Here is a 16882-nt window from a genome sequence, read left to right on the forward strand (position 1 = left end):
GTTGAGTTATATATAAATACAAGAAATGTATTGATAGACTATAGAAATAATATCTCAGCAATGAAAGAAATAATATCTAGCAATGATTTAGCATTTAAAGATTCAATAGATAAGTTAGATGAAATTTTTAAAACCATATTGAATTCAAAGACACAAGGTGAAACCATAAATAACTTTGTACAAAAAGCATCAGAATATGAACCTTTACTATCAAAGTATAAAAAGTTGAAGAATTTTATTGATAATGGAAACTTAAAAGAATATAAGAAAATGAAGTATTTCTTAACTAATGTATGGATAATTGAATTAGACCGTAATGATGAAAATATAGAAACTAAAGAAAAAATATTTGCTCAAATAATGAATGATTTAAAGAGTGAATCATTTGTAGATTCATGGCCTAATGTTAGAGATAATTTTTATAAACTCTACGACCCATATGTAAAAGAATATATAAAAACGCATGAAACTCTGTATAAAGTTTACAATGAGAAAATTGAAGAAATGAGAAAAAATAAGAGTTTCTTAAACCTAAAAAGTGAAATAGCAAAAGGATATATATTAAGTGTATTGACTGATAAACTATGTTCTCATAGTATTTCTAAATTTGAAGTTCCATGTCCTAATTGTAGAACCTTTATTAGGGATATGAAAACAAGTATTGATGCAGTAGATGTTTATTATGAAAAAGCCATGAACAAGTTATATGAATATCTTAATAAACAAATTGAGGAAGAAAGAAAAGAGAGTGAGGTTGAAGATCCACAACCTGTAATTAAGCATATTAGTACAAGCAGTTTTCCTAAAAATGTGCTTCTTAGAAACCCAAAATCTGTAAAAGGTTATGTAAAAAGAATTGAGAAACAATTAATGGAAGAGATTAGTGCTGGGAACAGCATAATGATTGAATAGGGGGTGGGTTCATTGAATACAGAACAGAAGAAGGCTATCAAATCAACTATTCTAGAGTGCCGGGATATATTAGAAAAAGATATAGAACAGGTTTTAATAAATTATGGTATTTATATAAACAAAGACTGGATTAATTTAAGGGATTTACCAAACTTAACTGAGGAGCAAGAGAATAATAGAAAGAATATAGAAAAGGCAATTGAAAAACTTGAAAAAGGCGGATTTAAGAAAGATAAAGCAGTTATGGAATATATAAAGGAGGTATCATATACCTATCTTAATCGCTTAGCAGCACTTAGGGTTATGGAGGTCAGAGGCCTTATTGATGAGATTTTAATACCTAGGGGTGAATATGGTAATAGATCATTTATTAGTTCAAGATTCTATGAGGTTGCAAGAGAATTTTGCAAATATGAAATAGATGCTGGATTAGGGTACCTCTTAAATATAATGTTTGATGAAATCAGTGAGGAGATAAAGATTTTGTTTAATACGGAGGATGAATATTCTTTCGTAACTCCATCGAGTACAAGTTTATTAAAAGTAATAGAACTTTTATGTTCAAATATTGATGAGGAATCCTGGAAACAAGATGAAATTATAGGTTGGATTTATCAATATTTTAATGATAAAGAAAAAGACGATGTATTTGACAGACTTTACAATAAAAAACAAAAAATTAAAGTAGAAGATATTCCTGCTGCAACGCAATTATTTACACCAGATTGGATAGTTGATTGGATAGTTGATAATTCATTAGGTTCATTATGGGATGAAATTAAACAAGGTAAACGAGAAAATAAAAAGGTAGAAGAAATTAAACTATTAGATCCTTGTTGTGGAAGTGGTCACTTTTTAGTAAAGGCTTTTGATTTGTTTTATGAGATGTATGTAGAAGAAGGCATATATACTAAAGAAGAGATACCTTATAAAATACTTGAAAATAATATATACGGAATAGATATAGATTTAAGAGCAGTTCAGTTGACTGGTTTGATTTTATTTATAAAGGTTAAGTCGTCCTTAAAAGAAAATGGTTATGATACGAATACAAAGGGCAAACTTTCAGTTAATTTAGTATGTGCTGATTCTATTCTTTTAAATGGAAACAGATTAGCAGATTTGAAAGAAAAACATAGAAATAATAAGACCATTCTAAAAATGATAGAAATTATTTATGAAGAATTTGAAGATGTAAGGCTTAAAGGGAGCCTTATTCAACCGGAAAAGAAATTATTTCCATTATTTGAAGAATTTAAAAATAGAACCGTTAAGAAAGAATTAAGTAAGGCGAAGAGAACCAAGAAGAAACAAACTAAAGGACAAGAAAATTTATTTGAAGAACACATACTTTCTTTTTCAGAATATAAGTCTCAAAGAGATTTTACGAAAGAAGAAAAGGAACTAATGATTAGTTTAGATGCCATTTATAGTGAGGCAATTAAAGCAAATGATATATCGAGGCAGTTGTTCGCAAGTGAAGCAAAAAAATCAGTTAAATTAGTGCATATATTTATGAAACAATATGATGTGGTTGTAACAAATCCTCCCTATTTATTCAAAAAAAACATGACAGAAAAACTTAAAAGATATGTAGAAGAAAATTATAAAGAGTGGAGTGCAGATTTGTATTCAGTATTCATAGGAAGGTGTTGTGAGTTTTTAGATACTAATGGCAAATTAGGAATGATAACACAACAATCATTTATGTTTATAACATCATATGAAAAAGTTAGGAATTTTATTTTAGATAATTATTATATTGAGAAATTAGTTCATCTAGGAACAAGAGCATTTGATGAGATTTCAGGAGAAAAAGTTAATACAGTCATGTTTGTAATAGAAAAATCTTATGCTGAAAACAAAAAGTCACACTTTATTAGATTGTTTGATAAAAAGACATCTAAAGATAAGATGAATACTTTGTTAAATGACAATGAACGAAAAAAACATGAGTATATAATTTCTCAAAAGAAGTTTTCTTTAATACAAGGGGAACCTTTTGTTTATTGGTTAAGTGATGAAATATATGACATTTTTGAGAAAAACAAAGAAATTAGCCACAAATATAAAGTCAAGTCAGGAATGAGGATTGGAGCAAATGATAAATTTTTAAGATTTTTTTGGGAGGTTGATCAAGACAAATTAGGAGATAGTTGGAAAACATATAATAAAGGTGGGTTATTCTCACGATTTTTTGGCCCGTTTGAATATGTAATTGACTGGAGTGATGATGCTTTAGAATTTTATGAAGCAAATAAATCTCATAGAAATAAAGAATTATATTTTAAAGAAGGGGTTACATATACTCTACTTTCATCAACTGGATTTAGTGTAAGAATCATTCCCCCGAATACAGTTTTTGATGCAAACGGACCATCAATATTTTGTAGTGAGGAGGATAAATATTATTTATGTGGTTTTCTATTATCAAGCATGGTTTCGTACTTACTAAAAATATTGAATTCAACTCTTGCTTTTACTCCGACTGATGTAAATAAATTACCTTATGTTTACCCTACTGAAGTTGTTAAAAATCAAGTTATTAGGTTAGCGAAAGTGGGGTATAAACTATCTAAGTTTAAACACCAGCATTTAGAATGTAGCATAAATTTTGAGAGATTGTTAGAAATTAGCATTAATAATTCTGCAGAAGTAAAATCGTTAGAAGATTTATTAATGATAAAAAAAGATATAATTAAACTTATGGATGACATTGAAAACAGAATAATTATAGATATAGACAAATATGTTTTTGATTTATATGAGTTAAGTGACAAAGAGAGGGAGAAAATTTGTTACCAAGAAAATAAGCAAATATATGATAAATATGAGCATTATAATAAATTACAGATTGATTACACGAGGTTTGAGTCTAATAATGATATAATGCAGGAATTATTAAACCTACTGAAACGTAAGGAATCAGGAAAACAAAGTAATATTAATAATGCTGGTGATCTGAATTTTATTGAAGATATAAAAGATATTATATCTTATGTTTTGGGATGTTTATTTGGACGATATACAACTGACAACATTGATATAGTGTCAGATGGAATACTTGTAGTCAATAATTCGGTTTTTGCAGAGGATTTAATCACTCAAATATACGAGTCTATAGAAAAACTCTTTTCAAGTTTTGATTCTGAACAGACAATTGACTTTATTGAAAAAAACTTAGGGAAAACAGTTGAGGCTTATATAATAAATGATTTTTATGAAGATCACATAAAGAGATATCAAAAACGTCCAATATATTGGCATATTTGTAGCCCTAAGAAAACATTTAATTGCTTTGTATATTTTCATAAATTAGATAATGATACTTTGTACAAGGTTAAGAGCATCTATCTTAAACAAATGATAGATAGATATGAAGAAGACCTAAAGTATTATACTAATCAGTTAATTGAAGCAAGGACTAAAGGTGATAAGAGTAAAGAAAAAGATTTCAAAAATAAATGTAGCGACTTAGAAGCAAAGTTAGAAGATTTGTATATTTTAGATAAAAAAATAATGGAGATATTGCCATACAAACCTGATATAGATAAAGGAGTATTATACAATATAATACCTTTAGAACCTATACTTGCAAGCCCTGTATCAACTAGTAAAGAAAGAGAAAACTACTATAAAGAGGTAGTAAAACAATGAAGACACCATTTTATAAATTAATTCAAGCAGATATAAACGAAAAATTTAAGAACTCAAATATTGTCATATGGTATGATTATAAAAAAGAATTCTTACAAGAATTTAAGTTATATGATGAGCAAGGAGTCAATAAGATTGCCTATAAAGGCAGTTTTATTGAACTCCGCTATAAAGTATTATCAGCCGATAGTGAACTAACGAAAAAATGGCTTATATATTCTAATGTAGAGAACAGACAGGGATTTCTAACCGAATTTGAATTTTTTGGAGATATATATTTTGGATCAGTTAAAGATATTTTAGAAAGATATTACAGGATAGATTTTGGTCAATTTGACATATCAACATTAGAAGAACGCCTAAATATACTTAAAAGATTATGGGATATAATACCTGAAAGTGTTATTAGAAGTTTAAACCAAGAAAAGTTAGATGATATTGTCTTAACTAACGGTTTTGGATATGTTGATATTAGTAAGGAGTATACAATACTTAAATATATTTGTGAGACTGATAAATATGAATCAATTCTTGAAGAGGCAAAGATTAAAGATAAATTTTTTGAGTTTCTTTCTTTGGAATATGGAATTAATGTGTCTGATTTTAATTCTAAAGATAAAATTGCTAAATACATAGCAGAAAGTTTATTTCAAAGCGAGTTAATACAGAAAAGTAGAAATAAAGATATAAGACCTTTTGGAATTGAACTAAATACAAATAAAATAATGAATTGTGTCCAACTTCTTGAAACATGGGCTAATCATGATATCTATAGAGAAAAATTTATTGAATACTCTAAAAGGGTATCAGAAAAATATATGGTTAATGTACTTAATGAAATGGAATTGGACGAGTTATTTGCTATTGAATATTTATATGGTATAGAGGAAATTTTATATAAAAAATTAGAGATTCAGATATTTAAAGATGTTCATGATTCTTATTTAATAAAAGAGAGTCTATTGGAGTATTTAAGTGGCCAATATGTAAAGGAAGAGAAAAAAAATTATCAATATAGTGATATCGAAAATGGTATAGATATAGAATCACTAAAAACACAATTAAAAGATTTAAGTGTATTTGTAGATATTAGAAGAAGATATTATTTTTCAAAATCAAGGATATTTAATAAATGGAATATCCTTAATAATATTTTTCAGTTAATAAACATGCTTTATAAGTTTGAAGAAGAGTTTAAGACAATAAATAGTAACATAGATAATATAATTTCCCTTTATGAAACTAATAATTGGTGGAAGATAGACTTATTGTATAGAAAAGTTCAAGAAGATTACACTTTGATTGATGATTTTATTTCACGACTTCTAAATTTTGTGAACAAGAAGTATTATTATCAATATCTAAAACCTTTAAATGAAGAGATATCTAATATTATTGAGAACAGACACAACTATGAGTTTAAAACAGATATACAACTAGACTTTTGGTCCAAATATGTATCGAATTCCGATAAGAAAACAGCAGTAATCATAGTCGATGCAATGAGATATGAAATGGGTAAAGAGATATTCTCAATGCTTAATGAAGTAGAGCATAAAACAATTGTACCGCTTATTGCATCAATACCAACAGTTACAGAATTTGGGATGGCTAGTTTATTACCTAATGGCAATACAAAACTTATCATCAATGAAGAAAATGACACGATTAAAATAACGGATGGAAACTTTAATTATCCATTAAATAATAAATCTGAACGCATAAGGTTTTTCTTAGAAATATCTGGTGGCAACGGAGTAGTTAAAAACTTAAATGAAATTGTAGATATTCCAATGAATAGTTTAAAGAATGAATTTGAAAATAAGGATAGAATATTAGTCTTTTCGAATGAAATTGATGAGGCTGGTCACATTGAAGATAGCAGTATCCAAATTTTTCCTGGATTGCTCAATAAGATAAAAAGTGCAATAAAAAAGTTAGTGCAGATTGATATCGAAAAGATAGTTGTTGTTGCTGACCATGGCTTTATATTAACTTCTGGATTAGAAGAATGGATGAAAGTCGATATTCCAAAAGATATGGACAATATTGTGAAAAAACGAAGATATACTATTTCAAGAAATAGAGTAGAAGGAAATTATATAACTAAAAGTGCTTACTCTGTAAACTATAATGGAGATATTTATTTTAATTTTCCAAGAGGAATAAATGTATTTCCAGTTAGTGGGGGAATTAAATTTCACCATGGAGGAATATCGCTTCAAGAATTGTTAGTACCTGTAATAGTTATAGAGAAAAATGAAGAAAAAGTTATAGAGGTATATAATCCTGAAGTTATAGAACAAATTAGTTTAGTGGATATTGGATTAGATATAGATTTTACGCAAAATAAGGTAAAAGATATTCCTATATCAGTTAAAGAACAAATAAAAGACTATATAGATAATAGTAATTTAAATAAAAAAGAGAAAAAGGTTTTGGAATTATTCTTAAAAGCATCTTCTTATACAGATTCTGAGATACAAGAAATATGTAAAGAGGACGGTATTAAGTTTGTATCTCAATCAGTAATGGCATTTATGCAGGAGTTCATATCCAAACTTAATAAAGAAGGATATGATTGGATAGGGTTCAAAGTTGTCGGTATGTCAACATATGAGTACTATCTGAAATAGAGGGAGGTTATTAGATGGATATAAACATAGGGCAACAAATTTTAAGGGCCTTACACAATGGTAGTGTCCCAGCATATGAAAGTGCAAAATATATTATGTGCGGTCATGAAGAAGAAAGGGATGCAATATTAGAAGATTTGAACTATATAAAATTCAAGCCGAATGGGAATGCACATTCGGGATTCAAAATGATATATGGACCATATGGAAGTGGTAAGTCTTTCTTATGTGAAGTTTTAAAAGAGGAGGCATTAAAGTACAATTTTGTTGTTTCAGAGATAGTAATATCCAAAAATACTCAATTACATAATTTCGAAACTATATATAATAAATTAATGGTTGGAATGCGTACAAATGAATTTAGAGAATTCTCTGCTTTTAGAATAATAATTGAAAGTTGGATCGAAAGAGAAAAATCTGAGATTATAAGAAAATATAATTTAAATCCAGATGACAATGAAGAGGATGAAGAAAAACTAATAGCAAGGCTTAAAGATAAGGTAGCGTTAGAACTTGCAAAAGCGAACACAACTAATGTTTCGATTGTTAATGCAATTGTTTCATTTTGCAAAGGACTTTTGAGCGGTGATAATAATTTAGCACAAAAATCACTTGCTTGGTTTGCTGGTGATACAAATATACCTGCTGATATTAAAAAGAGTATAGGAGTTAAAGGAATAGTAGATAAGGGAAATGTATTTGAATTTCTTAAAACATTACTTTATATAATAGAAAAATCAGGGTATGCTGGTTTATTTGTAATAATAGATGAAGTTGAGACTGTAAGAAAAGAAAGGAAAGACATAAGGTATCAGGCTTATGAAAATTTAAGATTGCTTATTGATATGGTTAGTAAAGATAACCTACCCGGTTGCTACCTTCTATTTACCGGTACAGATGAATTAATAGAAGATGAAGAAAAGGGCATAAAAGAACATGACGCTTTATATACAAGAATAGAACCAATTAAATTAGGTGATATCCGAATACTAGAACAACCTCTTATTAAATTAACAAGATTTAATACAAGTCAATTAATTGAAATTTCTAAGAAGGTTAGGTATATTCATGGAGTTGTTTATGAATGGAACCCTGAGGATAAAATATCAGATGAGTTTATCCAAGAATATGTCCAAAGATTTACCAATGCATTTGGAAGAGAAGTAAGTATATTGCCCAGGACTTTTTTGCGAAATTTTGTATTTATTTTAGAGGCAGCAAAAAAAGAACCTATGAGTAAAATAAAAGCACTTTTAAATATTAGTGAAGAGCAGGTAGAAGAAGTTAATAAGCAGATAGAATTATATGGTAGGGAAGTCGCTATGGAGATGGAGTTATAATGGAATCTAGTTATTTTTTATTAGATGAAAAAATTCAAAATGGAATCAAAGATATTCTAAAGTGGGGGAGTTTAACACCTATACAAGAAGAGACTATTCCATGCATTCTTAATGGAGATAACTGTATCTTAATAGCACAAACTGCTGGAGGAAAAACAGAAGCAGCATTTTTGCCTATTATATCTGAAATCTACCAAGAAAAATTAAAGCCAATTTCTGTAATTTATATATCTCCTATTAGGGCACTCCTTAATAATCAAGAATTTAGATTAAAAAGACTTGGTAAAATCGCAAACATCGATGCATTTAAATGGCATGGAGAAGTTGATTATAGTGATAAGAGAAAATTTAAAATAGAACCTAAGCATATAATAGCAACGACTCCGGAATCACTAGAGGTTATACTCATGTCAGATTCCTATGCTTCAGAAGAATTATTTTCAAATATAAGATTTATAGTAATAGATGAGGTACATTATTTCGCAGAAAACTATAGAGGGGCTCAACTGTTAAGTATTATTGAAAGGATACAAACTTACTCTAAGTATGATATTCAGCGGATAGGCTTATCTGCGACCGTAGGTAATCCAGATGAGATTTTAGATTGGATTTCTGGGTCTAGCAAAAGAAAGAAATCTGTTATTAAACCAGAAAGTAAAGGGAAAAAATCTAAAATATTAATTAGATACTTCGATGAATTCAGTGAAGATACGGTTAGTTGTCTCCTACCTGAGTTAAGAGGCAAAAAGGCATTATTTTTTTGTAATAGTAGAACCAATAGTGAAATGATGTCTAGAATATTAAAGAATTTGAATATAAATGCAAAGGTTCATCATTCTTCAGTTAGTAAGAACTTAAGAGAAATATCAGAGGATAAACTAAAAAATACTCCGGGGGAAATGTGTTTATGTTGCACCTCTACTATGGAATTAGGTATAGATGTAGGTGAACTAGATGTAGTTATGCAATTAAACAGCCCTTCAACAGTGGCATCATTTAGACAAAGAATGGGGAGAACAGGCAGAAGGGAAGGAACCATATCACATTATGAGTTTTGTGTGGATGAAGAATTTTATTTAATAAATGCTATTGCTATTGTTGAATTAGCAAGAGAAAAATGGGTGGAGTCTGCTTTAATTCCATCAGCGGCATATACTGTATTATTTCAGCAAATATTTTCTATGATACAACAAAAATTTGGTTTAAGGCATTCATACCTAAAAGAGATAGTAGAAAAATCAAATTCATTCAGAAATATAAATGAGGAGAAATTATTAAACTTTATTCAATACCTTATAGAAAAGGAGTATTTAGAATTTAGCAATGGGGAATATTTACTAGGCAAAGAAATTGAAAAAGAATACGGTTATAATTTTTTAATGAACTTTATATCTATATTTGAAACTATACCTGAATTTTCAATAATATATAAAAATAAAGAGATAGGAACTTTACAATCTTGGTTTGTTTATTCACTGCTAAAGGAAAACAAGACATCTAATTTTATATTGGCAGGAAATACATGGCGAATAGATAAGATAGACTATGATAAATACAGAATATATGTACAAATATCTAAAGACGGTGGACTTGCAGTATGGCTTGGCAGCGGAATGGTAGTATCTTATGAAATAGCCAAACAAATGCTAAAAGTGCTTAATAGTAGCAGTGATTATCCATACATCGATATGAAATCTAAATCGGTATTGAAGAGTGTGCGATTAGAGCATTCCGCACTCTCTATTGATTTAGATGAAATTCTTATAGATGTGGTCAAGGATGGATTTGATATATATACATATGCAGGGCACAAGGTGAATTTTACTCTTGGATTAATAATTCAACATGAGTTTGGGCTTGAGTTTAGTGTTTCTTATAATAAACTTAAGGTTAGAAAAGCGGAAAAAAATATTAGTGAAAAACATATTTTAGATTTATTCAATAGATTTAAAACAGATACAGATAGATTAGAAGAAATTATTGAGAAGGCACTAATATCTTCCAATTTCGAAGGCCATTCTAAATTTTATAAGCACTTACCTAAATTTGCACAAATTGAAGTTCTAAAATATGAATTAGTAGATATAAAAAACACAGAAAAAGTTTTAAAAGAATCCAAAATAAATATTGAGAATATATATGATAGGTTATAAATTATAAAATTTTTATGAATAAAGGGGGAGGTTTAATGCCTATATTTAAAAATTTGAAAGAATTAGAGAATTATTTAAAGAAAAACCCTCAAATTGTACTTGAGCAGAATATAGGTAAAATAATTGAATATGAATGCCCTGTATGCAAATCGAAACAAAAGATAGAAATCACTTCCGCAAATAAAGGAAAGTGTAAAAATTGTAGCCGAGAGATTGAGATTACCTTGGTAATAGAATAAACATTGTTCCAGTAATTATTTGTTTATTGCAGTATAAGTAAAAATCAAAGTCAAAGGCAATTTGCCCTTGGCTTTTTATTTTTGTTACAGATGTAAAAATGCAACTGCTATCAAAGATGAAAATAATTATTATTTTGTAATATGCAATCTGAGAAGAGATACGGAAAAATTTTTTCAACATAATATAAATTATGCTGCCGAAGGTCCTGACTTTTGTTACTAAAAGCGGTAACATCAATATATAAATTCAACATAATTTACAGGAATTTAGAAATATGATCGGCAACATAATTTATGGAGGTGAAATTTTGTTAGAAGAATTTAGAGAGTACTTAACATTGCAAGCAAAAAGTAAAAACACTACCAATAGTTACTATTTGCATATTAAAGGTTACTATCAATGGTATTTGGAGTCCTTCGGCAGAGAATGTTCGGTGCTATACCGGGAAAACATCTTAGATTATATCAGTTATCTTCGTAACATAAAGAAAGATAATGGGAGAACAATAAATTGTAAGATCAGTGCATTAATAAAGTATAATAAATTTTTGGTTGCGAATGGAATACAACAGGACCAAGTAGTTTCAAAAAATGATAATATTAAGATCCAGCAGAAATACGCTAATCCTTCCGATGTTACTAAGCAAGAAGTTGATGCTTTTAGACAGCAACTATTACAAGATGGACATCGAGATATTTATTGCTTGGCGACATTGTTAGCGTATGCAGGTTTGCGAATTAGTGAAGCACTTAATATTCAATTAACAGATTTTAATTTAACAGTTGGTGAGTTAAAAGTAAGGGGTAAGGGTGATAAAGACAGGGTTGTTTATTTAAATTATAAGATCATTAATAGTATAAGAGAGTACCTGAGAGTGAGAGAAAGTGAAAGTCCGTATTTATTTGCAAATAGTGATGGTAAAGTGATTCATAGGTCAACAGTTAACAAGGTTTTCAATAAGTATAGCGACAAGATCACGCCTCATTCATTGCGACATTATTTCTGCACAATTGCTTTAGAAAGTGGGTTGTCAGTACATGAAGTTGCTTATTTAGCAGGTCATAGTAATGTTCACACAACGCTTATATATTTGAATCCGAGCAGAGAAGCAATTAGATATAAAATGAGTCAACTATAGGTTCATATATCATTATTAATATTTAAGGCTATGGGATATCAACCATAGCCTCTGTCGTTGAAAGGTAACATTATTAAAATCATGTAAACTTTGGTGGGAATTGAGTCGATATATATAATGAAAACAAATGCAATGGAAGTTATTGTATATGTAATGTATAATTATCTATAGATGATATTGAGATTTTAATATACAACCAAATACAAGGTGATAAGGAGGATGTTTATGAAGAAGCATATATTAGAGAAGAAAGCGTTCGTCTATGATTTACCAAGGACAGACCCGGATATGACCGGTTATGAATTCGAAGATGAGAAGGGATACTGGGTAAACAAGAATAGTAAGAAGCCTTCAATAGAAGAACCCCAATTTGCAGCACCACGCACAAAGAAGGCTGATATTGAAACGGGGGAAGATAAAAAAGGTGAGTAATATAGAAATATTGATAATTTCAGATACTATGGATTTTACAACTGATTATATTTGTTTAGAATTACAGCGAAGGAACGCTAATTACCTTCGTGTTAACAGGGATAAATTTAGAGATTATAAGGTCGTATTTGATATTGGAAGACTTACTTTATATATAACAATAAACAATAAGGAATATATTATTGACAATAGAAATTTAAAATCCATATTCTATAGGGCTCCAATATATCTTCATGATACATATAAACCAAATCTTTCAGTTGAAAAACAACTATATCGTTCCCAGTGGACTGCATTTTTAAGGAATCTCGTTCTATTTGAAAATGCAAAGTGGTTAAATAACCCTGTTGATACATTCCGTGCAGAAAATAAAATGCTGCAGTTAAAATATGCTGAGAAAAATGGAATGAAATATCCGCATACATTATTACTGAATTCTGTGGAGAACATTAGGTTTGATAGTGAGAAAGAATATATTATAAAATCATTAGATACGGTATTACTAAGACAAGGTAATAAGGAAGCATTTGTTTACTCAACTGTAATAACAGGCAAAGAACTAATGGAATCAGAATTTGCAGTGGCTCCAGTAATAATTCAAGAATATCTTTATCCAAAGGTTGATTTAAGAGTGACTGTTGTTGGGGGAAAAGTATTCGCTGTAAAAATTCTTAAAGAAGGAAACGGTATAGCAGGAGACTGGAGAAAAGAAAAAGAGAATGTGGATTTTATTGAAATTGACCTTCCAGAAGATATAAATAATAAATGTATAGAAGTTGTAAAAAAATTAGGATTAGCATTTGGAGGAGTGGACCTAATCCTGCATAATGGGATTTATTATTTTATTGAAGTTAATCCTACAGGGGAATGGGCTTGGTTAGTAAATAAAACAGGATTAAGAATAGATAAGGCTATTTGTGATTATTTACAAGGAATCGAATAATAAAGGTGATATAAAATATGGCATTTTTACAAAATATTTTTAATAATATAATATTCCCGTTCCCTAAACTATTAAAAGCATCTAGAACAATTAATGAAAAAATTGATAGACTGAACAAATCAACGCAGGAAGATCCTTATACTTATGAATATGCTAGTAATAATCTAAACATAGAGGATAAAGTTTTATTAGATACATTAAATGATACCGTTGAAAAGAAAAAAACGCTTGAAGATAAAGCGAAATCAACCCTAATTGCTATTACTATTTCTACTACACTTATTGCTAACATTTTAAAATTTATTCAGGATATAAATGGAAACTCGGTTTTTGTGATGATTCTCTTATTAACAATAGGATTTTTAAGCCTTTTGTATATGGTAGTAGCAGGTCTGCTTTCTCTATATTGCATAAGTGAAGTGAATTCCGTTGCAGTTATGTATCCAGAAGATTACCTATTACCTGAAGAGGAAAAGAAAACACAAATAGCAGATAATATTGAATATAACTTTTTAAATAATCTAAAAAGAAATAACTTAATGGCTACTAGTTACAAGTGCATTATTGTATCATTATTGTTTTTGATTGTATTTTTCGTTATATCTTCAGTAACCATAGGGTTTGGGTTTAACAGCCAGGACGATGTTCCAGTATTTAAAAATGAATTAGAGGTTATTAACAATAGAATTTCTGCTTTAGAGGATGAAGTTTCTACTGATAAGCAATGTATAATAAGCATCCAAAAGGATATTGTGGACATAATTGAAAGTGGTAATATTACAAGAGAGAATTTAATCAATATCAGAAAAACTTTGAGCAGAATTAATGAGATTATAAAAGATGAACCTCATATGATTTCAGAAGAAATAATTAATTTGTTACTAGATTTAGAAAAACTCCTAGAAACACAATCAATACCATAAAGAGGTGCTTGCCCCCTTAAAATAGTTTAAAATATTTTTATTATCATAGGCTTAATATAATCGGGAGTGTCATTTATGAAAAAAATAATGTTTGATACAAATGTTTTCGATAAACTACCTGAGTTCATAGAGTTGATACGTGATTCAGCAACACAGTATGAATACTATATTACTACAATTCAAATAGATGAATTGTGTGATATACCCGATCACAAGATAGATATAAGAAAAAGAAATTTTTTAATGCTGGCTGATTTAAGGGCACGTCTAGTACCATTATCAGTTTTTATTTTAGGATGTGCTCGTCTTGGCTATGCTAGACTTGGAGAAGGCGAGGTTTTTAATAAAATACTTAATAGTAATAGAAGCAACATTGAAGATGCTGCAATTGCAGATACTGCTGTCTACGAAGGATGCACTTTAATAACAAATGATGATGATCTTTATGAGAGGATGAAGAAAAATGGTTATGATGTAATGAAGTTTGATGATTTTATTAAAACTTTAAATAAAACAACCCCGTGATAATTGTAATAAATTTATTGATAAAATAAATTCTATATTGTTTATTCACATTCGAGTTTGTTCAAACTTATAAAGTTTGTTTGGAGGTTTACACAACCGTCATAGGTTATTGACCTTTGGTGGTTTTTTATGTGTAAAAATGAAGATTAGAACTAAGTTGTGGAGAAAATTGTATATTTATAATATAATATCTGTTATAAATAAGCCTAGCCCTAAAAAACAAATCAGACACGGATTTGATGTTAAAGAAGATAAACGGGTAAAGCGATGGATTATAACAAATACAAGGAAGTGATAATATGATTTTTAGAAATATGGCAATTATCGTGCTTAGTTTATTAATTCTTTTATCTGGCTGTTCGTCTAATAACGCAACAGACATTGAAAATTCTGAAAAAGAAGAAGTTGCGAATATACATACTGATGAAAGCATAGAGCAGCAAAATGAAACAATCGATGATTTGGTCACAGATGGAACCTTGATAGATGGTGGCATTTTAAAAAATACGGAAGAAGATTCAAATGATTCTCCAATAGTAGAGGATTTTATTGGAAATGATAAAAAGGAAGCAACAGAAGAGAAAAATAAGGATGGCAATGAGAAAGACAATATTATAGAACTTATTCCTATGGCACAGTTGCCTAACCTTACGCTTGAACCTCAACCGTCTATTCCTAAGGATGAACTTGGTGGTGGGAACTCCCTGCTTATCCCTATGTATCATGATACCTTTAGGTATCAGATTAGGGAGTTTAGGCATGCATATCTGGTTATGGATATCGGTAATACAGGAAGCGAAACGCTTGTGATTACCGATGAAAACCTCCACTTCAGCATTCTTGATTTGGAGGGTAATCAGAGTGCAGGTTCCAAGGTGCATGGGGCTCCTATCCATATCGCTCCTGGGGAGATTAAGAGGGTTGTGGTAACTGCCGAAAACCCAGACGCAGGGTTGGTAGTAGTGAAAATAGGAGGGGAACATTATACCCTTTCTAGCCCTCTGTTCCGTGCTCTTCCCAACGAAGCAAAGGACATCGATGATACTACTCCATACAACAAGGCTACAGAAGAAGGAGAGTATAACGGTGTTCCATATGTCGTTGCGAGACAGGCAATGGAAGTCATCGGCAACGGCAAGGCGAAGGTTATGGGTAGTGGTCTGATGGTGGTAGAGAACAAGAAAGTCGGACCTATCGAGTGTGGAGATGAGGGGTTTATCGCCCTTGTAAGGGTGAAGATTGCCAATACCTCTAACGAGGTTATGAACATCGATAAACTTACCCTCACGCATAGTGATGGAAGAACCGAGGTTCATAAGGAAGATTTGGCAGACCTTGGTGATAAGGCTTTGCCTTTCACCATTAACCCTCACTCCATTGTAGAAGGATGGGTTCCTCTCAAGGTTGGAAAAACCCATCGTTACTATGGAATTAACATCCATAGCAACCATGGACTCTTCATCCTTGGGGACATCCAAGGCTATCCGATTTTCTAGGCCATTAACACTGAGCCGTATTATGTCCATTTACACACGAGTTTGTTTACAATTACAAAGTTTGCTTATCGCAATTGCCAACCGTCAGGGGGAAAATTCCCTTTGGCGGTTTTTTTGTTGTGTAAAAAAGAATATAAGAATGTATAAATTATTAAATCCGCAGCAGTTTTAATCCCTCGTAAGCCTGTATAATTCGTATGTGTAGGTGGTTTCGATATTTCCTCCCGTAGGTTATACCCTGCGTATAAATACTCATTTTATGAGTAAACCTTCCATGAGCAAACTTTGTCATTCTTCACTGCTCACGAGCAAACTCGCTTGTCATTTTCTCATTTTTTATATATTTTTATATATTTTTTAAGGTAATAAAACCCACGAGCAAACTTTGTCACTCGAAGGGAATAAACGGCGAGAAGCCTTGCAACAACTACATTTCATCACGAGCAAACTTTGTAACTACGTGAGCAAACTTATTTGTAACTACACA

General features: G+C 30.1%; 12 protein-coding genes. All 12 read left to right on the forward strand.

What is annotated here, in order from left to right; translation table 11 throughout:
* A partial coding sequence (locus tag JG776_RS10465) for a hypothetical protein (protein ID WP_291967270.1) occupies positions 1–912 on the forward strand: 912 nt, incomplete at its 5' end.
* Between the two features lie 12 nt (positions 913–924).
* The gene (gene pglX / locus JG776_RS10470) at positions 925–4569 is read left to right on the forward strand and encodes a BREX-1 system adenine-specific DNA-methyltransferase PglX (protein WP_291967272.1); all 3645 of its coding nucleotides are present in this window, start codon (positions 925–927) and stop codon (positions 4567–4569) included.
* Complete coding sequence (locus JG776_RS10475; RefSeq protein WP_291967274.1) at positions 4566–7205, forward strand: PglZ domain-containing protein; 2640 nt, start codon at positions 4566–4568, stop codon at positions 7203–7205. Before pglX ends, JG776_RS10475 begins: the two co-directional genes overlap by 4 nt.
* A gap of 14 nt (positions 7206–7219) precedes the next feature.
* On the forward strand, positions 7220–8545 hold the full coding sequence (locus JG776_RS10480) for a BREX system ATP-binding domain-containing protein (RefSeq protein WP_291967276.1): 1326 nt from the start codon (positions 7220–7222) through the stop codon (positions 8543–8545).
* Positions 8545–10698: a DEAD/DEAH box helicase gene (locus JG776_RS10485; protein WP_291967278.1), complete on the forward strand. Its 2154-nt coding sequence runs from the start codon at positions 8545–8547 to the stop codon at positions 10696–10698. The genes JG776_RS10480 and JG776_RS10485 overlap by 1 nt, the downstream gene beginning before the upstream one ends.
* Before the next feature lie 35 nt (positions 10699–10733).
* On the forward strand, positions 10734–10937 hold the full coding sequence (locus JG776_RS10490; RefSeq protein ID WP_291967280.1) for a hypothetical protein: 204 nt from the start codon (positions 10734–10736) through the stop codon (positions 10935–10937).
* 308 nt (positions 10938–11245) lie between these two features.
* Positions 11246–12076 (forward strand): tyrosine-type recombinase/integrase, encoded by an 831-nt coding sequence (locus JG776_RS10495; RefSeq protein WP_291967282.1) that lies wholly within the window; start codon positions 11246–11248, stop codon positions 12074–12076.
* Between the two features lie 225 nt (positions 12077–12301).
* Positions 12302–12508, forward strand: coding sequence for a hypothetical protein (locus JG776_RS10500; RefSeq protein WP_291967285.1), 207 nt, complete (start codon positions 12302–12304; stop codon positions 12506–12508).
* Positions 12501–13451 carry an ATP-grasp domain-containing protein gene (locus JG776_RS10505; RefSeq protein WP_291967286.1) on the forward strand — a complete coding sequence of 317 codons (951 nt, stop codon included), beginning with the start codon at positions 12501–12503 and terminating at the stop codon, positions 13449–13451. The genes JG776_RS10500 and JG776_RS10505 overlap by 8 nt, the downstream gene beginning before the upstream one ends.
* A 17-nt stretch (positions 13452–13468) precedes the next feature.
* Positions 13469–14374 (forward strand): hypothetical protein, encoded by a 906-nt coding sequence (locus tag JG776_RS10510; RefSeq protein WP_291967288.1) that lies wholly within the window; start codon positions 13469–13471, stop codon positions 14372–14374.
* A 75-nt stretch (positions 14375–14449) separates the two neighbouring features.
* A complete protein-coding gene (locus JG776_RS10515) occupies positions 14450–14899 on the forward strand; it encodes a type II toxin-antitoxin system VapC family toxin (protein ID WP_291967292.1) in 450 nt (149 codons plus the stop codon).
* A 299-nt stretch (positions 14900–15198) separates the two neighbouring features.
* Complete coding sequence (locus JG776_RS10520) at positions 15199–16395, forward strand: hypothetical protein (RefSeq protein ID WP_291967293.1); 1197 nt, start codon at positions 15199–15201, stop codon at positions 16393–16395.
* Positions 16396–16882 lie beyond the last annotated feature (487 nt).

The organism is Caloramator sp., assembly GCF_020054765.1.
In the GTDB taxonomy this organism is placed as follows: Bacteria; Bacillota; Clostridia; order Clostridiales; family Caloramatoraceae; genus Thermobrachium; species Thermobrachium proteoclasticum.